At 44.6% G+C, this 24,928-nt stretch carries 21 protein-coding genes; 12 read left to right on the forward strand and 9 right to left on the reverse strand.

The genetic code is table 11. The features are described 5' to 3' along the window. Positions 1–66: 66 nt before the first annotated feature. On the reverse strand, positions 67–516 hold the full coding sequence (locus V7R42_RS05580; protein ID WP_334019208.1) for a hypothetical protein: 450 nt from the start codon (positions 514–516) through the stop codon (positions 67–69). Positions 517–750: 234 nt separating this feature from the next. Between V7R42_RS05580 and V7R42_RS05585 the strand changes: the two genes are divergently transcribed. Further along, a complete protein-coding gene (locus V7R42_RS05585; protein ID WP_334019209.1) occupies positions 751–2,877 on the forward strand; it encodes a S9 family peptidase in 2,127 nt (708 codons plus the stop codon). Between the two features lie 24 nt (positions 2,878–2,901). Here the strand turns inward: V7R42_RS05585 and V7R42_RS05590 are convergent, their stop codons facing one another. From V7R42_RS05590 to V7R42_RS05605, 4 genes are all read right to left on the reverse strand, one after another. Continuing rightward, on the reverse strand, positions 2,902–3,669 hold the full coding sequence (locus V7R42_RS05590) for a transporter substrate-binding domain-containing protein (protein ID WP_334019210.1): 768 nt from the start codon (positions 3,667–3,669) through the stop codon (positions 2,902–2,904). Between the two features lie 148 nt (positions 3,670–3,817). Continuing rightward, entirely contained in the window at positions 3,818–5,380 is a 1,563-nt protein-coding gene (gene ppx / locus V7R42_RS05595) for an exopolyphosphatase (RefSeq protein ID WP_334019211.1), read from the reverse strand. 16 nt (positions 5,381–5,396) lie between these two features. Next, on the reverse strand, positions 5,397–7,469 hold the full coding sequence (gene ppk1, locus V7R42_RS05600) for a polyphosphate kinase 1 (RefSeq protein WP_334019212.1): 2,073 nt from the start codon (positions 7,467–7,469) through the stop codon (positions 5,397–5,399). A 188-nt stretch (positions 7,470–7,657) separates the two neighbouring features. Further along, positions 7,658–8,164: a glycine cleavage system protein R gene (locus V7R42_RS05605; RefSeq protein ID WP_334019213.1), complete on the reverse strand. Its 507-nt coding sequence runs from the start codon at positions 8,162–8,164 to the stop codon at positions 7,658–7,660. A 209-nt stretch (positions 8,165–8,373) separates the two neighbouring features. On the opposite strand from V7R42_RS05605, the gene V7R42_RS05610 reads away from it, so the two are divergent. From V7R42_RS05610 to V7R42_RS05630, 5 genes are all read left to right on the forward strand, one after another. Then, entirely contained in the window at positions 8,374–10,551 is a 2,178-nt protein-coding gene (locus tag V7R42_RS05610; protein WP_334019214.1) for an ABC transporter permease subunit, read from the forward strand. Continuing rightward, positions 10,544–12,103, forward strand: a complete 1,560-nt coding sequence (gene pstA, locus V7R42_RS05615) for a phosphate ABC transporter permease PstA (protein ID WP_334019215.1) — start codon at positions 10,544–10,546, stop codon at positions 12,101–12,103. Before V7R42_RS05610 ends, pstA begins: the two co-directional genes overlap by 8 nt. Before the next feature lie 15 nt (positions 12,104–12,118). After that, positions 12,119–12,925, forward strand: coding sequence for a phosphate ABC transporter ATP-binding protein PstB (gene pstB / locus V7R42_RS05620; RefSeq protein WP_334019216.1), 807 nt, complete (start codon positions 12,119–12,121; stop codon positions 12,923–12,925). 54 nt (positions 12,926–12,979) lie between these two features. Then, the gene (gene phoU, locus V7R42_RS05625) at positions 12,980–13,696 is read left to right on the forward strand and encodes a phosphate signaling complex protein PhoU (protein WP_334019217.1); all 717 of its coding nucleotides are present in this window, start codon (positions 12,980–12,982) and stop codon (positions 13,694–13,696) included. A gap of 340 nt (positions 13,697–14,036) precedes the next feature. Continuing rightward, positions 14,037–15,308 carry an inorganic phosphate transporter gene (locus V7R42_RS05630; protein WP_334019218.1) on the forward strand — a complete coding sequence of 424 codons (1,272 nt, stop codon included), beginning with the start codon at positions 14,037–14,039 and terminating at the stop codon, positions 15,306–15,308. 120 nt (positions 15,309–15,428) lie between these two features. Here the strand turns inward: V7R42_RS05630 and V7R42_RS05635 are convergent, their stop codons facing one another. Next, entirely contained in the window at positions 15,429–16,406 is a 978-nt protein-coding gene (locus tag V7R42_RS05635) for a universal stress protein (protein ID WP_334019219.1), read from the reverse strand. A gap of 333 nt (positions 16,407–16,739) precedes the next feature. Between V7R42_RS05635 and V7R42_RS05640 the strand changes: the two genes are divergently transcribed. The 4 genes from V7R42_RS05640 to V7R42_RS05655 all read left to right on the forward strand — a co-directional run bounded on the left by V7R42_RS05640 (position 16,740) and on the right by V7R42_RS05655 (position 20,153). Beyond that, entirely contained in the window at positions 16,740–17,648 is a 909-nt protein-coding gene (locus V7R42_RS05640) for a hydrogen peroxide-inducible genes activator (RefSeq protein ID WP_014948406.1), read from the forward strand. A gap of 257 nt (positions 17,649–17,905) precedes the next feature. Next, the gene (locus V7R42_RS05645; protein WP_334019220.1) at positions 17,906–18,436 is read left to right on the forward strand and encodes an RNA polymerase sigma factor; all 531 of its coding nucleotides are present in this window, start codon (positions 17,906–17,908) and stop codon (positions 18,434–18,436) included. Further along, a complete protein-coding gene (locus V7R42_RS05650) occupies positions 18,436–19,194 on the forward strand; it encodes a hypothetical protein (protein WP_334019221.1) in 759 nt (252 codons plus the stop codon). The genes V7R42_RS05645 and V7R42_RS05650 overlap by 1 nt, the downstream gene beginning before the upstream one ends. 17 nt (positions 19,195–19,211) lie before the next feature. Further along, positions 19,212–20,153: a hypothetical protein gene (locus V7R42_RS05655; RefSeq protein ID WP_334019222.1), complete on the forward strand. Its 942-nt coding sequence runs from the start codon at positions 19,212–19,214 to the stop codon at positions 20,151–20,153. A 99-nt stretch (positions 20,154–20,252) separates the two neighbouring features. Here V7R42_RS05655 and V7R42_RS05660 read toward each other — a convergent pair whose 3' ends face one another. From V7R42_RS05660 to V7R42_RS05670, 3 genes are all read right to left on the reverse strand, one after another. Further along, positions 20,253–20,771 carry a hypothetical protein gene (locus V7R42_RS05660; RefSeq protein WP_334019223.1) on the reverse strand — a complete coding sequence of 173 codons (519 nt, stop codon included), beginning with the start codon at positions 20,769–20,771 and terminating at the stop codon, positions 20,253–20,255. A gap of 24 nt (positions 20,772–20,795) precedes the next feature. Beyond that, positions 20,796–21,452: a PAQR family membrane homeostasis protein TrhA gene (gene trhA, locus V7R42_RS05665; protein WP_334019224.1), complete on the reverse strand. Its 657-nt coding sequence runs from the start codon at positions 21,450–21,452 to the stop codon at positions 20,796–20,798. 157 nt (positions 21,453–21,609) lie between these two features. Next, complete coding sequence (locus V7R42_RS05670; protein ID WP_334019225.1) at positions 21,610–22,047, reverse strand: MarR family winged helix-turn-helix transcriptional regulator; 438 nt, start codon at positions 22,045–22,047, stop codon at positions 21,610–21,612. Between the two features lie 140 nt (positions 22,048–22,187). On the opposite strand from V7R42_RS05670, the gene V7R42_RS05675 reads away from it, so the two are divergent. Next, positions 22,188–22,616, forward strand: coding sequence for an organic hydroperoxide resistance protein (locus tag V7R42_RS05675; protein WP_334019226.1), 429 nt, complete (start codon positions 22,188–22,190; stop codon positions 22,614–22,616). Between the two features lie 274 nt (positions 22,617–22,890). Next, a complete protein-coding gene (locus tag V7R42_RS05680; protein ID WP_334019227.1) occupies positions 22,891–24,828 on the forward strand; it encodes a M1 family metallopeptidase in 1,938 nt (645 codons plus the stop codon). Positions 24,829–24,928: the final 100 nt, after the last annotated feature.

The following is a 24,928-nucleotide window of genomic DNA, read 5'->3' on the forward strand; positions in this document are numbered from 1 at the left end:
TCAAAAGCTGGCGGTGAATTTCAGACTCAACGTGTGACAAAAGCAGAACGCATGCGGTGTTAAATGTTAACGCGTAAAGTTAAAGCGGGCAAAAAAGCGCTTAGCTTCGTCACTATCAAAATCATAGCCATTATTCGTCATCGCTTCTAAAGCATCTTCTACCGTTTCGTAAAAGCCATAAGGAACCTCGGCAGCGTCGTAGCACTGAGAAATCTGATGCTTAGTTGTCAGCATAATGTCGGTATCTAATATCACCACGGCAAGAAACGACAGGCCGCGGGTTTTTCTTACCCGAGTTTGTTTTACAAAAATATCAAAGGTGGAAGGGGGCATCAGGCTTTCACCGTAAAGGCAGCTTACTTGTGCCCATTTAGTGCCCTTTTCGAATTGTGAAATGTCAGAAGACATCTTAACTACGCCATTTCTCATGGTTTCGTCATTCCACGGTCCGCGCGCTGAGAAGAGCAGCAACTGACCGCTTAAGCTACATTCAAACTCGCCGTGTGGATTATTCATGGGCATTACCTTTAAGCCTTATAGAGAAGTTAGCACTTTACTGCTATCACGCAACTAACCATTCGGCTAAAGCCAGCGCCCCTGTGTACTGCGCTTAATCGCCTAGCGATGTCGCTCAACGTTTAATCTTTATTGGCTGAATATATTCAGTAATATGGAGACGATAAATGCATCACTACAACGTGATCACCCCATAAAAAAGAACGGATAAGAACAAATAGATTAAGGTGAGATATGTCTTTTACGAGAAATCACAGGTACCCGTCAGTCAAAAAACGGTTTGCTATATGGGCTGCACTATTTAGCGTAGGCACGCTAGCTATGTCATCCACAGCGCTTGCAAGCAATGAGAGAGAACCTCTTACTACCGACTCTGAACGCTATTTTAAATCGGAAGATATTTTTAATTTGGAATACGTGAGCGAAGTTCAGGTGTCGCCAAACGGTAAATATGTTGCATATGTGCGCCGTTCAAACGACATTATGTCGGACAGCAGTCGAGCTAACGTCTGGCTAGCGTCGGTTGATGGAAAGTCACACCGCCCCTTACTGTCGTCGAAAAAGAGTTACTATTCTATTCGCTGGTCACCAGACGGTAGCCGATTGGCTTACCTTTCTAATGAAGAAGGTAAACCGCAATTGTATGTGCGTTGGATGGATACAGGGCAAACGGCACTCGTAACAAATGTCACCTCAAACCCAAGTAACATCACTTGGTCGCCAGATGGTAAGCACATTGCTTTCACTATGAGCGTTGATGCCAAGGAAAAGCCGCTAGACGTTAAAATGCCTAAAAAGCCTGACGGTGCAAAGTGGTCTCCTAGCTTTCAATATATTACCAAAGCGCGCTATCAAGCAGATGGCCGAGGTATTCTTGAACCTGCTTATACCCATATTTTTATTGTTCCTGCTGACGGAGGCACAGCACGACAGCTTACTTCAGGGAACTATCACCACAATGGGCGCTTAAGTTTCTCTCCTGATAGCGACAAAATCTATTTCTCTGCCAACCGCAGTGACAATTGGGAGTATGAGCCTGTTGAGGGGGACATCTTTTCTGTGGATATGATGGGGCATATCGCACAGCTTACCAACGATAAAGGCCTTGAATCATCGCCTGTCGTATCGCCTGACGGAAAGCACATTGCTTACGCACGCCGCGATGACGAAAAAGTGATGTACAAAAATAGCTATTTATATGTGATGAAGAGCGATGGTACAGATGCTCAAAATTTAACAAAAGACATTGATAATTCAGTGTCTAACTTTCACTGGAAAGATAATAAGCACGTTTATTTTCAGCAGTCGGTTCGCGGTTTAGCGCAGGTGGATGTGGTATCGCTATCGGGCAGCGTAAAAGCCGTAGCTAAGGGGCTGGGTGGTACTACGTTAGGACGACCTTATGTGTTTGGCACTTATCACGCTGTTGATGATGTAGTGGCGTATACCAAAGGACGTACCGACCGCCCCGCTGATTTATATGTCACTACGCGAAACGAGCGACAGCTTACATCGCTCAACGAAGACGTTCTAGGTCATAAGCAACTTGGCGAAGTAAAAGAAATTGTCTATCCGTCTTCTATTGATGGCGAAGAAATCCAGGGGTGGTACATTCTGCCGCCAAACTATGACAGCTCGAAAACGTATCCGCTTATCTTAGAAATTCACGGCGGACCTAATCTCGCCTATGGCCCTGTTTTCACTGCTGAACTGCAGCGCATGGCTGCAGAGGGCTACGTGGTGTTTTATGATAATCACAGAGGCAGTACAGGTTATGGAGAACGCTTTGCATTGCTACTTCAAGGGAAATACAGTTCGGAATATGACTTCTCAGACCATATGTCGGGCGTAGATGCGCTTATTGAAAAAGGCATCGCTGATCCAGAGCGACTGTTTATTACTGGTGGTTCAGCAGGCGGCATTGCATCAGCCTATGCCATTGGCCTTACTAACCGATTTAAAGCAGCCGTAGTCGCAAAACCCGTTATCAACTGGTTATCGAAAGTGCTGACTGCCGATTCAGGTCTATATCAAATCCCTTTCCAATTTCCGGGCAAGCCTTGGGATAACGTAGAGCACTACTGGAAGCGCTCACCGCTATCGCTAGTAGGTAATGTAACGACCCCCACCATGCTGATCACGGGAGTGGAGGACAAGCGCACGCCAATGTCTGAGACTGAGCAGTTCTATCAAGCATTAAAGCTTCAAAAGGTTGATAGCGTGCTGGTAAAAGTACCTGGATCGCCGCACGGGATTGCTTCTAAGCCTTCTAGAATGATTGGTAAAGTTGAAAATATCTTGGCGTGGTTTAAAAAATACGACAGCTCGCAGTCACAAAGTACGCAAGTTGAAGCTCAATAATTAGTGTGCTGAGGCTAAATGGGGCTAATGCGCCGATTCAATCGGTTCAAGGCCCCATTTTTTTAGTATTCGCGCATATTCGCCATTCGCCTTTAAGATAGAAAGCGCGTTTTTAAGTGAGCTAATTTTGTCTTTCCCAGTCTTAAGGCCAGTGGCAACATAAAGATCGGCACCCAATGCTTCGATAACATATTCGCTCGTTGCGTCGTTAGGGTTAAAGCCTGCGTCGCTGATTTCATACTTTCCTGTCTCAAAATTGGCTAATGCAAAGTCGATGCGCCCCATATACAAAAGCTTCCACAGTAGTGCTGGCTCAGCAACCAAAGCGAGGTTTTTATTTTCTTCAAAACCTTCTTGCTGCAAAAACGATGCTGAGCCATAGCCGCGTATTGAGCCTACTCGGAACTGCTTTGCATCGTCTAAGGAACTGACGTGCGCTGTCTCTTTCTGCTTTAAGCGGATCAGCGAGGCCTGCATATGATTCACTGATGAAATCCACTCAAATTTATCTTCCCTGTTCGGTGTTTTCAATAAAGATAGAAGTACCAGATTGGGATTGTCGAGGGTTTCTTGTACTGCACGGGCCCACGGCATGTGTTCTAACGAACTACTAAATGGCAGCAGAGGTTTAAGTGCGCTAGCGAGGTCGACGTTGACGCCCTGAGCTTTTCCATCCTCATTAATCCAGTAATAGGGCGGCGTAACCTCGCTCAAAAAATATACGTGGTTTGAGGACCCAAAGGAAGATGAACTTGCAATCAGCAACAAAAAAATCCAGATACTACGAAACATAACTACTGTTAGCACCTATAGAAATAACACCAATTGTGGGGGGGTAAATAAGAAAAATCTAATGCGCAGTATACTCGTTTTGTAGGCAAATAATACTGATATTTGCCTGTAAAACGCTCAGTTCGAGGTGTTGATAGTCGGTATGTATTTATTCAACACCAGGGTGTAACTGCTCAATATCAGGAACAACAGATAGTTTTAAATCAAGGGCTTTCCAGTAATGGCTTTCTCGCAGTAGGTCAGCTGAGATAATGGGTTTTTCATCTAACCAGCCTTCTGGGAAGGTAACGGTAAGTTCGTTCTTTTCTGCATTTACCACCAGATCGGGTACAAAACCCTCTTGGCGCTTAATATTCAGCAATACACCCAAACGAAGTAACGCGATTAAGTGTTTTACTGACCGCTCATCGAAAAGATTGAACGTGGGGAGTTCATTGGTACGAATCTTCTTTCTATGAAATCGCACGAGAGTAGCTAGCAGTAATTGTTGTTCCTGCGTAAACCCAGGCATGTCTACATTGCCAAGAATATAGGCGCTGTGTTTTTGAATGCCTCGAGAGTTAATTTGCATGCCGACCTCATGAAGTAAAGCTGCCCAGCCGAGCATACTTTTAAAGTCACGCCCTTTAAGCTTCCACGCTTTTTCAACATCACTGAAAAGTGAGAGGGTTGTGTTAAGCACCATAGTGGCTTGGGACGTATCTACATCGTAGCGCGTCGCCAAACTACTCGCGGTTCTGCCGCGAATATCAGCGTGATGAAGCTCGTCTTCCATCTGATAAAGCACGCCTTCACGCAAGGCGGCAGGCGAATACACCAAACCTTCAATCTCCAGTGCTTTGAAAACGGCGATAAGAATAGCGAGGCCGCCAGCGATAACCACACGGCGATCTTCACTTAAATCTGGGTAGCTTAATTTGTCTATATGGCCTGCGCTTATGAATTGCTTCATTAAATTGCGCAAACTTCTAAGTGTCACCGGAATATCGTGTCCATTAGGTCTGTCTTGCTGACAAAGTGTAAACAGAGAACGAATGGTACCCGATGTACCGATACACTGTACCCAACCCAGTCTGCGATATTTGTTGTCTATTAACTCAAGCTCTTGTTGTGCGGCCGTGATAGCTCGGTCAAAGGCTTTTGCCTTTAGCTCACCGTCTGGGAAAAATCGTTTGGTATAGCTCACGCAGCCCACTTGGAGACTACGGCAAAGTAAAGGTGTAAACCCTTCACCAATGACGAACTCGGTTGAGCCACCGCCAATATCAATAACTAGCTGTTGGCCGTCCGAATGGTTAGTATGCGCAACGCCTGAGTAAATAAGACGAGCTTCTTCTACCCCCGAAATCACTTCAATAGGATAGGGAAGAATGTCTTTTGCTGCGTTGATAAAATTGCGGGCATTACGCGCTTTGCGTAACGTGTGGGTGGCGACAATTCTCACCGAGTCGGGCTCAAAACCCTTTAGGCTTTCTGCTACCACTTTTAGCATAGCAAGCCCACGCTCCATCGCCTCATCAGACAACATATCGTCGTCATTAAGGCCTTCGGCCAAGCGGACTTTTTGTTTAACTCTATGCAGAATCTGCACAGCCCCAGCAACAATGCGTGCTACTACAAGGTGAAAACTATTTGAGCCAATGTCTAGTGCTGCGACTTTATTGACTTCGCGGGTTTCCACGTCATTAAAAACTGATTCGTGCTGGGTCATGTACTAATTTTCTATCCTACAAAGTGTCTTCTAACTTCTTCAAATAGTCATAAATTTCTATTTGCGAGCGAAGTTTTTTACGATTTCCCCTGCGAACGTACTTGTTGCTCTGATCCTTGTCAATCACTCGAGCCTTCAGGGTATCTTTAAATTGTAGCTCCATTATATCAACAATACGCTGTTGAAGACCTTTATCATACACTGGGCAGCCCACTTCAATGCGGTTGTCCATATTACGGGTCATCCAGTCGGCAGATGAGATATATACTTTTCTTTCTCCGCCGCCTTCAAAAATCATCACGCGAGGGTGTTCAAGGAACCTATCAACAATAGAGATAATTTCGATATTTTCGCTTATTCCTTTTATCCCAGGATTCAGTGAGCACATACCGCGTACTATACCGCGGATCTTTACCCCTGCCTGGCTGGCGCGGTACAAATCATCAATGAGTTCTTTATCAACAAGGTTGTTAATTTTGAAGGTGATTTGGGCCTTTTGACCTTGGTTTAAGTGCTGAATTTCTTGACGAATTAACGACTGAATTTTAGTTCTAGCGTTTAACGGCGATATTTGAAGGTGCTGGAACTTGTAGCGTCGATAAGGGTATTGAATAAGATCGAATACCGCTACTCCTTCATCTGCCAATTCTTGATTACGGGTGAATAAGCTGTAATCGGTATAAATTTTTGCCGTTTTCTCGTTAAAGTTACCTGTACCAAAATGCGCATAGTTCACCAAACTACCCCGTTCTTCACGGGTCACAATACAAAGTTTAGAGTGAATTTTAAGGGTAGGCACGCCAAGTACAACGCGTATACCTGCATCGGTCATGCGCTTAGACCATTCAATGTTGGCTTCTTCGTCAAAGCGGGCGCGAAGCTCTACCACAACGGTTACTTTCTTGCCGTTATCTACCGCGTCAATTAGTGAGTTTACAATGCGTGAATTACTGGCAACACGATAAATATTGATGCGTATAGTTTTTACATTTGGGTCGAAAGCCGCCTGTCGAACGAATTCGGTGAAGTGCAGGAAGCGGTGATACGGGTAATACAGTAGGATGTCTCGAGCAGTAATGGCGTCGAAAACGGTGTTGTATTGGGAAAACGCTTTGCTGTCGATAGCTGGTAGCGACGTATGTTCCAGATACTCTCGGCCTACATTGGGAAAGCCAATAAAGTCTTTAAAATTACGGTAGTGCCCAGCAGCGTGCATGGTATCTAACTTGGTGATCTTAAGGCGTTTACGAAGATCTGACCGCATATCTTCTGGCATGTCTGTGTCGTAGATAACACGTACAGGCTCAGCAATAAGACGCTGCTTCATACTTTCTGACATTTTTTCAACGAAACTTTCATCAATTTCTTCGTTAATCGAATACTCTGCGTCGCGCGTCATTTTGAATGAAAACGCTTCAATTTCATCAAATTTTACAAAACCGCGGAAGATATCCTCAATGCACAGCTGAATCATGTCGTCGAGCATTACAATGCTCTTTTTCTTACGGCTTTTTTGCGGTGGGATCAGCATAAAGCGCGACATCTCAGACGTGGGAACTTGAATCACCGCAAACCTAGGGTTGCGTTCTTTTCTACGCAGTGCCACATACAGATAAACAGAGTTACCGTTTAGACGGCTTAGCAGGTCGGTTTTCTTATCAATAAGAATAGGCGCAATATGGCGTAACGCTTTGTTAATAAAATAATTGCGTACCCACTGCTTTTGATAATCGTCTAAGTCATCTTTGCGCAGTATATCAATGTTGTAGCGGGCGAGAGTTTTCACGACGTCTTTGTGAATTTGGTCAAATTTCTCAGAAAGCTGTACTACCTTTTTCTGGATTTGTCCCATAAGCGCAGTAAGACGTTCTGCTTCTTCTTCGTTGCCGTCATTTTGCGCAATAGTGATAAGGCGTTTAACATCGGCAGCGCGAACTCGGTAGAATTCATCTAGATTGTTAGAATAAATACCAAGAAAGCGAATGCGTTCTATAGCAGGGTTGTTTTTATCTGCGGCTTCTTGCAATACGCGTTCGTTAAACGCAAGCCAGCTTAATTCTTTGGGATAATATAAAACGTCGTTATCCATAATGTCTCAATTCACGTTCATAAAAATGGTCAAAGACTGCCATCAGTCAGTGACACTACTGTGACAACACGTATTCCGGTGCAAATGTGCACGCATTACGTTGCGGTTATTCCTTTAACTTTCAATATCATGAGCTAATACTTGTGATGTGCAGGATAGTGTATGGCATCACAAGTACGCCCTTGTTTTTATCGCTTTGCGGTAATATCCACCACCAAATCGTTAGCCAACGACTCCAGGGAGTCTTGCAGTGCACCGTCGTCAAAGTCTTCAGGTACTGCAATTTCTGCCTTTGCTTTGAAAATCAGGCTGCCCCAGTTGGGCGCGCTTTCACAATGTGAAGCAAAAGTGAGAATATTCAAATTGAACTGGTTTAGAACAGAGGTGAGCTCTTGAACAATGCCTGTTTTATCATTACCCATCACATCAACCGTCAATTTGGTGGTGTTCTTGTGTTCACTGCTAGCAACCGCTACTGATTGCACCGACAAATCTTTAATAGCGTCCAGCGCATCAATTAAGCTTTGTTTGTTGTCATCGGCAATATGCACTTCTACGAAGCCGGTGAACATTCCCGCCATATGCGCAAAACTCGACCCTTGCCAGTTGCCTTCATGCTTGTATACGCACTTAGCCAGTGCGTCTACCAAACCAGGCTTGTCTTTACCCATAATGCTTATAACCAATGATTGCATACGATGCTCCTTATTGGGCGTGTAGAGAAAAACTTTGATCGTCTTCCTGTAGGGTAATACCATAGGCGCAGAGTAGGTTGCGCGAAGGTAATGCTTTAAACTTTCACTTGCTATTAGCATAACAAAACTTACACTGCTCACCAGTGCAATTTAGGGTTATTCCTCTTAAAAATGAAGAATTTCGAAAATAAGAATTACTAAACAGCCGCATGACTTTCGACAGCAACAGCACAAACAAAAAACGCCAGCGAAGCGACAGATGGTCACGTTATATCGTGACCGGCTTTGGCGGCCTTGTTTTGTTAACCCTTGTTATTCTTATCACCCATCTAATCAGCCAAGCTCTGCCGTTGGCATATACTCCTAGTTTAAATCATCTCCTGAGCTTGAAAACGCCAGATAATGAAAAAATTATCAGCGCAGGCGACATCATTAATAGTCAGCCAATGCTGGTTAGGAAGTCTGACTGTCGATTGGGGCTAAAGTTGCTTAAAGGCGATGCTCTGGTGACCAATCACGATTATATTCGTCCGTGCGAGCATAGGCTGTCGGCCCACAACGTGATGGGAGAGAACTATATCGTAGATGTCTCTCCCAACGCTCAAGTGAGAGTTTTGCCGGTTAGAACATTCAATATGGCCGACGGCAGCACAGAGGATATTGCCACAAGTACGCCGAAAGCAGCGTTGTCAAGCAGCATTACCTTCGCGCTTCCCAAAGATGAGTGGGAGAGTCGCAGTGACTGGAGCATAGCACTGTCTTCAAAATGGGCAGTGGTTTCAATCGCTCAAGGCAATGACGTGTTTATCCGTTGGGTAAATCGGCTTCGCCCTACACAAGTAGTGGATAAACGGCTTCATAATATAGACCGACTCGTATTATTACCCGGCAGTCAGAGCGTGTTGCTTCAAGTGGATGATGCGCTTTTCCTTAATAGACTCACAGATGAAGGGGCGTCACTAATACCCATAGCAGGAGACATCACAGCGTCGTTAGATGAGAAGATTGTATTTCCACTTGCTAAAGACCGCACCTTTTTCCTAATGAATAATAAAACACAGGTGCTTACTCGCTGGGTGTTGAGCAAAAGCGACAAAGGTCTTACCTTTGAACAAACCTACCAAGTAGCGCTACCAGGAGAGAAAGTTAAGGATGTGGCAGAACACGCCAGTATGAACTTAGTGGCTGTGTTGACCGATGAAGCAAGGGTGTTGTTGGTAAACCGTGTATCGGGCGATGTAGTGGCATCACAACAGATAGAGCGTTCTGCTGAGAATATCGTTTGGTACGGCGATAAGCTCTATGGCTATTCAGATAGCACCTTATCAGTATGGGAAGGTAAGTACTTAAGCGGCGTTACTACCTGGGCTTCTTTGTTTGAACCGCAGCACTACGAAGGGTATGAAACAGAAGAAACCGTATGGCAAACCACCAGCGCTTCTGATTTTCAGGAGGCTAAATTTAGCTTAACTCCGCTACTAATAGGCAGTATCAAAGCCTCGCTTCTAGCGCTGCTTATTGCTATTCCAGTTGCTATCGGAGCCGCAATTTATACCGCTTTTTTTGCTAAAAGTCGCTTACGCAATGTTATCAAGCCAGCTATCGAACTTTTAGAAGCGATCCCCAGTGTGTTAATCGGTTTTATCGCGGCCATTTGGTTATCGCCAAAAGCCGAGCAGTTTCTATTTTCCTTTGCCTTTTTCCTTATTGTCATCCCTTTTGTGCTTATTGTCGTTGCCTTGGTACAGCGCCCTGTTGCGGAATACTTACCAAAGAAGTTAAGACATGGCGCTGAATTACTTTTTGCAGTAAGCGGTGTGTTCCTTTTAGGTTTTATCAGCGTGGAATATGCGCCCTCGCTTATTTTTTCGCTAATGGGAGGAGACGGATTTGCAATGTTAGCAGCTGAGTCCGATAGCCCCATAGGAAAAACTACTATAGTGGTAGCGCTAGCGTTAGGTGTGGCTATTTCACCGAGTATTTATTCCCTAGCGGAAGATGCCATAAACGGCGTTCCTAGTGATCTTAAATATGCCTCATTCGCTCTGGGCGCCACGCGATTGCAGACCTTGCTTCATGTAGTGCTACACGTAGCACTACCGGGTATTGTTGCCGCTATAATGCTAGGCTTTGGCCGCGCTTTTGGCGAAACTATGATAGTTTTAATGGTTACGGGAAATACGCCAATATCCAGTTGGGGATTGATAGAAGGTTTGCGAGCACTTACTGCTAACTTGGCAATTGAACTTCCAGAAGCTGATGTATCATCGGCGCACTATCAAATTCTCTTTTTTACCGCGTGTATTTTGTTTCTGTTTACCTTTTTGGTAAACACCATGGCAGAGCTCTTGCGCCAGCGTATAAGAAGTAGGGCGTACTATGGTTAATCGAACAACGTTTGGGATAAGTGCGGTACAGCGCCAATCATTAGTTATTAGCTTAACGGCTTTTTTCACCAGCCTGCTGCTTATTGCGCTAGTTAGCGTTCTCATACTAATTAGTTTTCGCGGTACAGCATATTTTTGGCCAGAGCCTATCTATATGGTTACTGGGACACATCATGACGGTACAACGTTTTCGGTGCTTGCGAACGTATTTGATGAACCAGCAAATGAAGATGTCACTCTTAAATATTCAGATACTGAGCATCCTTATGGTTTTCAAATTCAGTTATCCAGAGAGGAAATCGATACTTCTCTACTTGCGAACGAGAGTGCAGAAATAAAACTATTAGATGGTAGGCGCGTATTGGCTATTCCCGAACATATCGTCGTGCCATCTAAACCGCCTCAAACCTTGGATAAAATTGATGCCATTATAGAGGACGTTGCCCAGATAAGTGCGCAAATTGAAGAGCTCAACACGCGTCATCTTGCGTCTATCCATGAAGCACTATCTCAATTTGATAAACGTGACGTGGTGGCAGACGCGCCAGCTAGAGAGCGCTTAGTCGCGTCATTTAAAGAATATCAAAAGCGAGTAGAAGTGTTAGAGAAAACACGGGCCGAGTATACCTTATCGGTAAGTTTTGCAGATGGGGCGCCGTTCATTATTCCCATTTCAAGTATTCAAGATGTGGATTTTGTTAGTCGCTTAAGCACATTTGAAAAATGGAAAGTGGTACTTTCAGAGGTTGGCGTATTCCTTTCCGACTCCCCTAAGCAAGCAAACACCTCTGGCGGCGTATTTCCTGCGTTGTTTGGCACAATCCTCATGGTGTTCTTAATGACCATCATCGTAACGCCTTTTGGTGTATTAGCCGCCATTTATTTAAGCGAATATGCACCTAACACGGCGCTGACCACCATTATTCGTGTGAGTGTGAGCAACATGGCGGGTGTTCCTTCTATTGTATATGGCGTGTTTGGGCTTGGTTTTTTTGTTTACACCTTGGGCGGCAGTATTGACGAGCTGTTGTTCAGTGAAACACTGCCGGCTCCAACAATGGGAAGCCCAGGTGTATTTTGGGCGGCCTTAACCATGGCAATTTTAACCTTACCCGTTGTGATTGTAGCCACTGAAGAAGGCTTGCGCAGAGTACCGGAAGGATTGAAAGCAGGCAGCTACGCACTGGGGGCGACCAAAATTGAAACTATAGTGCGTACTGTATTGCCTATCGCTTCGCCAGGTATTATGACCGGCGTAATTCTAGCTATAGCTAGGGCGGCAGGTGAAGTTGCCCCTCTCATGTTAGTCGGTGCGGTCAAGTTTGCGCCAACCTTGCCCATAGATGGAGAGTTCCCTTATCTTCATCTTGATAGACAGTTTATGCATTTGGGCGTGCTTATTTATGACGGCGCATTCCACAGCCAAACCGATGGAAAAAGCGCAAGTATGATGTTTGCCGCTTGCTTGCTTTTACTCGTAGTGGTGTTTGTTTTAAATATTCTGGCAGTTGTACTTAGAGCGCGTTTGCGCAAACGCTATCTCAAAGGATAATACAGGGTTTGTAACATGTTGAAGTTGTTTGAACACAATACGCTAAACGTAAACGATATTAATAAAGATCAAACCGCAGTAGAGGTAAAAAACCTTAGCCTGTGGTTTGGTAATAAGCAGGTGTTAAATGACATCAGCATGCGAATTCCCAGAAACAAAATAACCGCTTTAATTGGTCAAAGTGGTTGCGGAAAATCCACACTTATCAGCTGTTTCAACCGCCTTAACGATTTATACGATGGCTGCAAATACGAGGGGGAAATTATTATTGATGAGCGAAACATCAATAGCCGCAAAGTAAACGTGTCACGCCTCAGAACAAATGTGGGCATGGTATTTCAGCGACCCAACCCCTTTCCTATGAGCATTTATGAGAACGTGTGTTACGGGCTTAAGCTTCAGGGCGTGAAAATTCGTCGGCACTTAGACGATGCCGTCGAAGGCGCATTAAAACAAGCTGCATTGTGGGATGAGGTAAAAGACCGCCTGTTTGAATCCGCACATGCTTTATCTGGCGGTCAGCAGCAGCGTTTGGTGATTGCTAGAGCACTGGCGTTAAAGCCTGACATTCTACTTTTAGATGAACCCACTTCGGCCCTTGATCCATTAACTACACTGTTTATTGAAGAGCTAATGGATGCATTAAAAAAACAGTGCACAATAATTATTGTGACACACAACATGCAACAAGCAGCCCGAGTAAGCGACTACACGGCCTTTTTCCATCAGGGTAGGCTGATAGAATATGCAGACAGCGACACCTTGTTTACTATGCCAGAAAAGAAGCAAACCGAAGATTACATAACGGGGCGATATGGATAACGTAGCATTGGACGCGTGTTCTAACACGAGCTTGAGCCGTGAGGAGGAATCACTATGCGACAGGTAGCCTTAAATACGCATATCTCGGGGACGTTTAATATCGAGTTGGAGAACTTGCGTAACTCGGTACTCACCATGGGGGGCGAAGTTGAAAAGCAGTTGGTCGATACGCTAAAAGCGGTTAAGCACAATCATGCTGCACTGGCTGAAAAGGTGGTGTTAAACGACTTAAAAATTAACTCCATGGAAATTCAAATTGACGAAGAATGCTTGCGCATTATTGCCAAACGCCACCCTACCGCCAGCGATCTACGTTTAATCATGACTATTTCCAAAGCCATTACCGATATTGAGCGAATGGGCGATGAAATAGAGCGTATTGCTAAACTGGTAACGCGTAATAAGCTGCCGAGCTCAGATACTATTAAGAGCAGCATGTTGCTTATTGGAGAGCGGGTAGCCGCCATGATGCGGGGTACTTTCGATGCTTTTGCCCGTCAGGATGAAGCCGCTGCATTAGAAGTGTACGACCAAGACAACCGCATAGATAGCGAATACAAGCGATTGCTGTCGTATACCACCTCCGAAATGCAGAAAAGCACTGAAGATATGCAGGATTGGCTGGATGTGTTGTGGGCTATGCGCTCGTTAGAGCGAATTGGTGATAGATGCAAAAACGTGTGTGAGTATGTGGTTTATCTTACTCGCGGTACTGATGTTAGGCATACACCGCTGGAAAATATACAGCAAAAGTTGGAAGATTTGACGTAATCCTGTCCAAATGGTCAGTGCGATTTTGCGTATTGATATTCAAATATGGATACATGCGAAATTTATTTGTAATAAAACTGAAATATTTGGTGGATTTATCATCGTATTCAAATAATTCCGCATACTTTTATCGTTTTTCAGTGATTTTCGCTATGGCTTCTAACATGATTACGTTATCATGCGCCGCAGCCAAGAACAGATCGTGCAAAATTTAATCGAACCGTATGATAAAACACAATTTGTCTTTAACTTCTTTCTCTAGCCCTTGTGGTGAAGAGATCATGCTACTTACTCAAGTAGCGTCCAGCCTAAATCGCGTTTAGATCGGGAGCGATTATCCGTGGAATTTTTTGAAAGTTATGGCCTAATTCTTATAATCCTTGCCGCCGGCGTTGGTTTCGTCATGGCATGGGGTATTGGAGCGAATGACGTTGCCAACGCAATGGGTACGTCGGTAGGTTCTAAAGCTTTAACCATAAAACAAGCCATTATCATTGCAATGATATTTGAGTTTGCTGGCGCCTACCTAGCAGGTGGCGAAGTAACGTCTACTATTCGAAAAGGGATTATCGACTCAACCTATTTTATAGACATACCTGAATACCTTGTATTGGGCATGATTTCGTCACTACTTGCAGCTGGAATCTGGCTAGCGGTAGCGTCATGGTTGGGGTGGCCTGTATCTACAACCCACTCCATTATCGGTGCAATCATCGGTTTTACAGCAACCGGCGTAAGCATGGACGCAGTGGCATGGGACAAAGTGGGTGGTATTGTTGGTAGTTGGGTAGTCACCCCAGCTATATCAGGCATTATCGCGTATCTTATATTCATGAGTGCGCACAAGCTCATCTTCCAAACAGCCTCCCCGTTCGCCAATGCGAAGCGTTATGTACCATTTTATATGGCACTGGCGGGCTTTGTTATGTCGCTTGTTACCATCAAGAAGGGGCTTAAACACGTTGGTTTAGAGCTAAGCGCAGTTAACGGGTATTTATTGGCAATTGGAATTGCTGTCGCGCTGGGCTTTTTGGGGAAATGGTTTATCGGCCGTATGAAGTTCAGCGGTTCGGAAGATGCAGACTTACAAGCGGCTAATGTTGAAAAAGTATTTGCATTGCTAATGGTCGTGACTGCGTGCTGTATGGCATTTGCCCATGGCTCTAACGACGTAGCAAATGCGATTGGCCCTCTGGCGGCTGTAGTAAGTGTCGTTACCAGCGGTGGTGAGATTAACTCAAGCACCACGCTTGCCTGGTGGATTTTACCATTAGGTGGGTTAGGTATTGTTGCCGGCCTTGCGTTATTTGGACATCGCGTAATTAAAACCATTGGTCAAGGTATTACTCACTTAACACCAAGCCGCGGTTTTGCAGCAGAACTCGCTGCTGCGTGTACGGTAGTTATTGCATCGGGGACGGGTTTACCTATTTCGACTACCCAAACGCTTGTAGGTGCGGTATTAGGTGTAGGCCTTGCGCGCGGTGTATCGGCGCTCAACCTAGGCATAGTGAGAAATATCATCGTATCATGGATTGTTACTTTGCCTGCGGGCGCAATTCTTTCGATCATATTCTTCTATATTCTTAAAGCGTCGTTTGGCGTAGCCTAGAACTTAGCACTTACAAACGTTCGTATTAAGCGAAAAGCATTAAAAAGGCCGTGCTTGAAGTGAAGCGCGGCCTTTTTATTTGTTTCGTATTTTTTTCTTGTTAAGCGTTTGCTTAATAACCTAATCAATAGAGATAGGTGTTTCAAAGCCTCTGGGTTTAACACCTACCACAGCGCACTTAAGCTGATGGATAGTTTCTTCTGCGGTATCACCCATTATGTAGCCCGGAACGCCCAAACGTGCCACTGTACCCATCACAATAATGTCGGTATCAAGCGATGTGGTAGTAGCTGCAATTTCTCTTCTAGGATAACCGTGAACAATGTGTTTCTGAGGCTTTAAGTACTCTAATACGTTGTCATCGAGTTCATTACCCAGTTCTTCAAGCAGCCTATCTAGTTCAGCTTCACGTTCGGCATGAATTTTAGCAAGATCAGTTTCCATTCTATCGTTATCGACAGTAATAAAACCGTCTCTGGCGATATTTTCAGGAACCGCATCAAAAACGTGAACAATGTGTAGCTGTGCAAACTCTAGCAGAGCTATCTGGCTAGCGTGACGTAAAATGTCGCGGTTAAGGTCTCGCCTAATTGATATTTCATGCTGAGGGTAGTGATAATTCAAATCCAGCGCAGCCACTACGTTTTTGTACTGACTGCGAGGCTTATGGTTAATGATCCAAACCGGGCAAGGGCATTTTCGGAATAAACGCATATCTAAGCTTCCGAATAACTTATCTAGAAAGCTTTCTTCTGCCCGTTTAATCACTAAATCAATATTGTTCTTTTTTACATAACGCACAACGTCAATAAGCGGCTGACCTACCGTTACCGCGGTAGACACGGGATAGTGTTTTCCCCAGCTTTCCGCTTGTTCTTTTAACCAATGCTGGGCTTGGGTTTCCATAGTTTGCTGAGAATCAACGTAAGAGAAAGACTCCATCACCATACTAGCATTGGGCGGCAAAGATTCTAGCGAAAGCATAATAGTTAGCGAGGCTTGATGTGCTTTGGCGATATGCAGTGCTTGGGCAACCGTATCGTCTTGTCGGTGAGAGTCGCTCAATACACATAAAATATTCTTATAATGTCCTTTCATACTGCCCTCAATAGTTAATCGCTTTATTGACTGAATGATACAAGAGCGGGTCTTACTTCGCTGTAAAAATATGTTGTAAATAACGCTTTAATTTAATCCTAACGCTACTTATAAAGGCTTTCCAGCGGTAAACAACAAATTCTTAAAAGCTTCTTATAGGTTACGAGCTAAACAGAATTATCTGCTTCGGTTTTACGGAGGAAGAAAAATACGGCTGTGGTTAATAGAAGATAGTATTCGCCAACCATGGCTTCAACCCTAGGCGCTATCTAATCTTTATGTTAGATTAATCCAATATTTTTTAATCCATTTTTAAATAACTGTGAGACGCCCATGAAATGGCCTAACCTTAAGCACCTGCACTATTTGGTGACGCTACATCAAGAGCAACATTTTCATCGTGCTGCCCAGCGCTGCAATGTCAGCCAGTCCACATTGAGTACGGCCATTCAGAATCTTGAAGAGCACTTTGGAAGCCAACTTCTTGAACGTGAACATAAAACCTTTGTGTTTACATCATTGGGGCTAGATATTGTTGAGCGCAGTAAAGTGCTACTTCAGGAAGCGGGAGAGCTGGTTGAGTATGCGCAAAATGCGGGCAACTGGCAGCGAGGCACCTTGAAACTAGGTGTTATTCCCACCATTGCGCCGTTTCTTTTTGAAGGCATGATGGGGGCATTTTCAGCTTTCCTACCAGAAATTAACTTGGAAATGCAGGAAGACACTACGGAGAAGTTGCTACAGCAGTTAACCGACGGCAGATTGGACTTACTTATTCTAGCATTGCCAATGGAAACGCCCGGGTGCAAACAGATGGTCTTGGGGCACGACCCGTTCCATCTTATTGCACACAAAGATATGGCCGAGCAACTTCCTAATCCTGTCGACATTTCAACCTTGCCTAAAAAGAGTATTTTCTTACTTCAGCAAGAACACTGTATGACCGGGCATGCGGTAAGCGCGTGCAATCTTCAGCATAGCGACCAAATCAGCAGCGTGGCGGCAAGCAGCTTATATACCTTAGTGCAATTAGCAAATAGCAAAATGGGCTACACTTTTTTACCTGAACTTGCGATAAACCAATCTATTCTTGAACACACCGGTCTTAAAAGCTTTCCAGCGGAAGAGCAGGGGTTTCGTGAGATTGGCTTAGTATGGCGTTCAGGCACAACTCGCATGCAGCTGTTTCGTCGTATCGGCGAAATTATCTCGCCACTACTGCCTATCCCCACACTAAAGTAGTGTTGGCGCTGAGCGCGCTATCTTTCATATTTAGCTAAAGCGGTTGAGCCTGCAGGTTCAGCCGCTTTTTTATTGCTGACATAAATTATTGCGCTTCGCATTACTCCCCAAAAAAGTCCTGCATCCTTTGCTCAAAGCGCCATTTCACTGAGTTAATGCTTAAATGGCAATTTATTTATCATTTAAACAAACTTTTTTGCAACGCTTATCGACTTAATGGTTAAGTAAAAAAACAGAGCGTAAAAACGGGGAACGGCGTGTTTAAAAAACGAGATGAAAAACTCGTGGAACAGGCATTACAGGGTAATAAAAAAGCGTGGTTTACGCTTATATCTCGCTACGAAACCGCTATGTATCAATACGGTATTCGAATGACAGGGAATAGCCATGATGCAGCAGATTTAATGCAGGAGACGTTTATCTCTGTGTTTCGCAGCCTTGCCTGCTTTAAAGGTGAGGGCAGTTTTAAAAGTTGGCTCTATCGCATCGCCCACTGTCGCTGCGTTGAACTGTATCGTAAGCGAAAGCCGCATTCAGACATTGACGATATACAGGCGCCGCTTTGCAGCGCGCCATGCCCTGAAATGCAGCTTTATAGTGACAGAGAGAGTAGAGCATTAACACAGGCTATGCAGACCCTACCTTTGGGCCAAAAAGCGGTGGTGGAATTGAAATTCTTCGGCCACTTCACGTTCGAAGAAATTGCACAGCAAATGGATATCTCAGTAAATACCGCTAAGTCGCGACTTTACGCAGCCCTAGCAAAGTTGAAGTTGGAGTTGGAATAATGACCTTATATGACAAAGAAGCCTTATTCTCAGCTTATCTGGAGAACTCGCTGGATAGCGAGCAGGAAAAGCAGTTTAACGCGTTGTGTGACTCAGATTCTGAGTTCGCGCAGGCGGTAGAAAATAGCGCCCGTTTGAACAGCGCAAGTGCAAGCTTCGTCGCTCCGGCACTTCCTCTGTGGGACAAAGAACAGATCTTTTTTAAGAAAGATGAACCACGTTCGTTTTTGTCTTGGTTTAGCTTGCCAGCGTGTGCCATGGCCATGTCGGCGTGTGCGCTGTTAGCCGTACTCACCGGTGCAAAGCTGTCGTATAGCGATAACGGTATAGCGCTTACGTTTTCAAATAAAAGCGCCAACACAGTGGATGAAATGGTTGAGCAGCGCGTTACGCAAGAAGTTGCTAAAGCTTTAGGTGAGCAACGTGATTTCTATCAACAAGCAAACCACACACTATTCAAAGAATACGCTCAGGCGCTATCTACACAGCAGCAACAAAGCAGCGCAGAGCTTACTAAGTACTTGTTAGCGTCGAGTAGAGAAGAACGCAAACACGACTTTGCCGAGCTTATTAAATTTATCAACGAGCAGCGTATTGATGATCAAAGATTCTATGCACGCCAATTTACGCGTCTACAGGATGAAATTGATGACATTGAAATAGGGTACAGTGCGGTAAATTTACCTAACAGCCGTTCTGAAGTGCCATTAACCATGCCGTATGAAACAAACAATCCACAGTCGTCGCTAGATGATTAATGTAATTAGGTGAAATTATGAAACGTTTATTAACTGCTGTACTACTTTGCTCTGCTGCTGGTGGTTTTGCGAACGCACAAAGTGCACAAAAATATGACACGCTATCGAATGAGTTAGAAATAATGTCAGGGGTACTCAAAACGTCCTTACGACAAAATGCCGCGACAGAAGCTTGGAGAGTGAGTCAAATTGAAACCAGTTATCTTGCGGGGCAGGGGGCAGTATTTACTTTTTCAGTAAGAGGCCAAAGCGGTAATTGGGTACGAGAGATAGAAACGCTGGTAGAAGGATTGGTTGGCTCAGTGCCACCGGCCCCGCCTGCACCACCAGTCCCGTCGGCAAACGGGTTTAGCGATGTAGACGACATTGTGTTTGAAGCAGCCAGAGAGTGGGAAGCGTACGCAGAGGAAACCAGCCATCGTTTTTCTCAGGCGTTTGCTGACAACAACAGTCGCTTACGGGACTTACGCAACATGCAGCGTGAGCTTGCGTGGGAAGCAAGGGAAGTAGAACGTGAACTGCGAGATATTACCTTTGAACTGCGTCACGCAGACGAGGCAAGAAAAAAAGAATTACTCGCGCAAAAAGAGCGGTCTGGAGAGCAGCTTAAGCAATTAGGAGCGAAAGAAAAAAGCATGAAAGATGAGCTTAAAGCAATTGAGAAAGAGCAGACTAAACAACTGGAGGCGCGTAAAGCGCAGCAGCAGCAAGCTTACAAAACGTTTCTGGCCGGTTTTGAGTCGGGCATGAGCGAGACCTTATGCAGATTTGGGTCAGGCTTGCGGGGTCTGCCGGAAAATGAACATATCAGCATGGTGCTGAAAGATTTTGAGATGGACGACAGCCGAGAGCGCAAAGATCGAATTTATGTATTTACTCGTGCTGATATAGTGCGCTGTGTTCAAGAAAAAATAGACGCGAATAAGCTTCTTACCAACGCTAATATTTATCAGTTTTAAACAGATAGCTAAGGGCACTTATGAATGCTTTGCTCTGTTGAAACAACGCGCGCGCCTTCGTTAATGAGCGTTGTTAACAAAGGCGCTTTTTTTAACAGCCTACATTTTAGGTGCAATATGCCCTAATTCTGCAGCCCATGTGAGTTCGGATCTCTTAAGGTTATTTGCCGCACTAGCCCCAAAGCTGTGCAGCGCATTGTAAGCGCTATTAGATGGAACACGGCAATAGTGACAAAGTGCATAGAACAAAAGACTACAGCGGTGCTGTGAACCATCGCAGTGTAAATATATCTTAGCCCCCTCCGTCAGCATTTGAGACAACTCATGAAGGTATTGGTGTAGGTGTACATCCTCTGTCGGCGACTCTGACGATGGGTGTAAGAAAGGAACCCACAGCCACTCTAATCCGACAGCAAGTGAATTATTGCGAATAACAGGCGCTTGTTCTTCACTGGTTTGTACTGTTGCTATGTGAGTAACGCCCACTGTCTTAAGGCGTTTAAAGTCACTTTCAACCGGCTTTTTCCCTAAGCATATTTGACCAGCGCGTAGTGAAAACCATGCGATATTCTTCGAGGTTACCGTAGCGCTATTTTCTTGTTTCTCAGCTTCTTGCATAGCTGCGTTATCTAAGACCTTTTGTTACACAACGAAATAATAAATGGAAAAGTAATGGCAGCTACATCCGCCAATAACGAACATGTGCCAAATCGCATGGGTGTACTTTACCTTTTTTGCTACATAAAAGCACACGCCTACGCTGAAACACAGCCCGCCTGCTACCAATAACCACAGGCCAGCGCTCGGAAGGGCGACATAAAGAGGGTAGATAAGACCTAGTGCAATCCATCCCATCAACAAATACGTCATCACAGATACTTTGGGGAAGCGATGCTGCGCTACGAGCTTAAACGCCACGCCGCCAATTGCCAAGCTCCAGATAATCGCGGTCATGGTAATACCCAATACGCCACCAATCGAAACCAGTAACAATGGTGTGTAAGTACCTGCTATCAATAAGTATATTGCACTGTGGTCAAATAGCTTAAGCCATCCCTTTGCCTTTTGATGAGAAATAGCGTGATAAAGGGTTGAGCTTAAAAACACCAGAATGAGTGTAGAGCCATAAATAGCTGCAGTAGTTAACGCGAGCGTATCCTCCGCTCGATACAACATAAATACTAAACCTACGATAGCGGCAATAAAGCCAACCCCATGACTAATACTGTTCAGCCACTCTTCTAATACAGAATAAGCTTTGGCAGAAATAGCTTTTGTTTGTTCTTTTACGTCTGTCATCACGTCTCCTGTTTTGTCATCGGTAGAAATATGCGCACCTCTTTTGTGTCTATTCACACAATTAAGACAATTATAGCGCACACTTGTTCGCTCAAAACAAAATTAATAACAGATAACTAAAATGACGTGATGACAATTAGATTACAAGGAGAAATTATCAGTGCGCATTCTCGAAACAACCGCCTAATTTGTCCAGCAGGGCTTTTAGCGTGCGGCTTTCATCTACACTCATGCCGTTGAGCTTGCAAAGCATTTGCACAGGCACGTCTTCTGCTATGGCTTTCTTTTTTTTGCCCGTTTCGGTGAGTTGAACGCGCTTAACGCGTTTGTCGGCATTATCTTTAGTGATAACGAGAAAGTCTTTGTCTTGTAGCTTTTTAAGAATTAGCGACATAGCCCCGCCGTCGATGGCCGTTTTCTCTAAAAGGTCGGCAATGGTGATGTCGTCATTTTCCCACAGTGCCATTAGGGTGACATATTGAGGATAGGTGATATCTAATGTTTTAAGAAGGGGACGGTAAGCGCGAGTGAATGCATTCGACAGCGTATAAAAACGGTGGCAAAGCTGATTTTCCAACTTTAATAATTCTGACATGTCGCTTAACCCTTATCGATACATTTTTTAATTTACCATTAATATTTTGCATACAAAATACTTGATCTGCAAGTTGGTCCGATGTTAATTTAATTTGCATGCAAAGTATTTGTTTAAATAAACCTATGAGGAGAGTAACTATGCATAAGCTTCAACAAGTCGTTTATACCGGAAGTGCTACAGCAACGGGTGGCCGTGAAGGCACAGCGAAATCGAGTGATGGTAAGCTAGACCTTAAACTGTCTACACCCAAAGAATTGGGGGGCACTGGTGGAGAAGGCACCAACCCCGAACAAATGTTTGCGGCAGGCTATTCGGCATGTTTTATCGGCGCACTTAAACATGTGGCTGCGTCACAAAAGATTAAGCTGGCCGACGACATTAGTGTGAAGGGCGATGTAGCAATTGGCCCTATTGAGCAAGGCTTTGCCATAGCGGTTAAACTGACAGTAGATTTAGGCGATATGGATAAATCACAAGCGCAAAGCTTGGTGGACACTGCGCATCAGGTATGTCCCTATTCAAATGCGACCCGCGATAATATTGAAGTAGACATCACCTTAGCCTAACCATACGATAGCAGGCTCATCAATTACGCCCGCCACAGCGGGCGTAAATATTTGTATTAAGTCCTTCTGCCCCTTGAAAACATAGCGTCAGTTTTCACGGTAAGCCTCACAGCCAGTTGATATTGATATAATCCTTCAAATTTAGCTGTACTGCGTTGGAAAAATAAGGTTTTGAATTATAGCGCACGTCAATGACAGCTCTTCGAATTAGAGTCGCCAGTCATATAACAGATTGATACACTGAGTTTGTATCAATCACCCTTTAGGAAGTTATATGAAAAAATACGGATTACTGGCTACATTCGTATGCGCGCCTATGTTGTTTGCATGTAGTGACAACAGCAATGTAGACACAGCCAAGACAGATAAAGCACAAAACGTCAATTTAGCAAAAGCTGAAGCACAGGGTACCGCGGCAGAAAACCACACCGAGGCAGCGATTGCCTCTGGCGTAGACTATCACTCTTTCGCGAACCCTAATGAGGTTCGGGTTACCCATCTTAGTCTAAACCTAACTGCAAACTTTGAGACCAAGCAGCTTGTTGGCGAGGTAACCCTTGATGTAAAGCGTGAAACGCCCAACAACAATACGCTGGTGTTAGATACGCGAGCATTAGATATTCAAAGCGTTACCGTAAACGGTGAAAGTGTGCCTTTTGAAATGGGAGAGACTGATCCTGATTTAGGTACACCGCTTACGATAACGTTACCTAGCACTGCAAACGCAGTAACGGTAGCGTATTCGACCTCATCTGAAGCGTCTGGCGTACAATGGTTAACGCCAGCGCAAACTGCAGGTAAAAAGCACCCGTTCCTGTTTACTCAAGCGCAAGCGGTTCACGCTCGAAGCTTTATTCCGCTTCAAGATTCACCGCAAGTGCGCGTAACCTACGACGCGACCATTAAGACACCCGAAGCCTTGTTGGCGGTGATGAGTGCGTCAAACGATCCTACTACCGAGCGCGACGGCGAGTACGCGTTCACTATGCCACAACCCATTCCTTCGTACCTTATTGCGCTGGCGATAGGCGATTTGGAATTTAAAGCTATGGGGGAGCGTACCGGTGTGTATGCCGAGCCTGCGCTGCTGGAAAGTGCAGCGAAAGAATTTGAAGATACCGAGGCAATGCTAGAGGTAACAGAAAAAACGTATGGGCCTTATCAATGGGACCGTTACGATCTGCTAATTCTACCGCCGTCGTTCCCGTTTGGCGGTATGGAAAATCCTCGCCTGTCATTTATCACGCCAACGGTTATCGCAGGTGATAAAAGCTTGGTTTCACTAATCGCCCATGAACTAGCACACAGCTGGTCTGGTAACACTGTGACAAACGCTACATGGCGCGATCTGTGGTTAAACGAAGGCTTCACGACCTATTTAACTTACCGAATTATGGAAATGATTTATGGTCATGATCGTTTCAAAAAAGAAGCCGTGCTGGGTTATCAAGATTTAGAGAACGATATTGCAGCTCTAGATGAGAATGATGAAATCCTCGCTATCGACCTTCGTGGCCGCAATCCGGACGATGTTTTCTCAAATATTCCCTATGAAAAAGGTGCACTGTTCTTACGTGAAGTTGAACAAAATATTGGTCGCGAAAACTTTGATGCGTTCTTAATGCAGTACTTTAAAGACTTTGCCTTCAAGAGCATTACTACCGACACGTTCATCGCTTATTTAGATGATACCTTGTTAAAACAGTACCCAGATAAACTTGATGCAGAGCGCATTCACACATGGATTTTCGAGCCAGGCATTCCACAAGGTGCGCCACAGCCAGAATCTGATGCCTTCACCAAAATTGATGATACGCGAAGCGCTTGGCTTTCTGGCGACGTAAAAGCAGCGGAAATTGAAACTGCACAATGGACTGTACACGAGTGGTTGTATTTCCTTAACAACATGCCTGGTTCGTTAAGCGAAACACAGCTGGCTGAGCTAGATTCAGCGTTTTCACTCACTTCGACTAAAAACAACGAAATTGCTCACAGTTGGTTGATGATAGCGGTAGAGAATAACTATCAGCCAGCCTATGATCGTTTGTATAGCTACTTGGTGTCGATAGGTCGCAATAAGCTTGTTAAACCCCTTTACCGTGAGCTATCTAAAACGCCAGAAGGCAAAGCCTTTGCAAAGCGCGCGTTTGAAGAAGCGAAATCGGGATATCATCCACTTACGGTAAAAGCTAACGAAGGTTATGTGAATTAAGCGTTAGCTGTATCATTAGTGGGATAAAAGCAGCGCAATAGGCGCTGCTTTTTTATTGCCAAGTGAACTAAAATTAATTTTTAAAATTTGAACAACTGTT

Origin of the sequence: Alteromonas sp. S015, assembly GCF_036864485.1 — a bacterium.
Classification (GTDB): Bacteria; Pseudomonadota; Gammaproteobacteria; order Enterobacterales; family Alteromonadaceae; genus Alteromonas.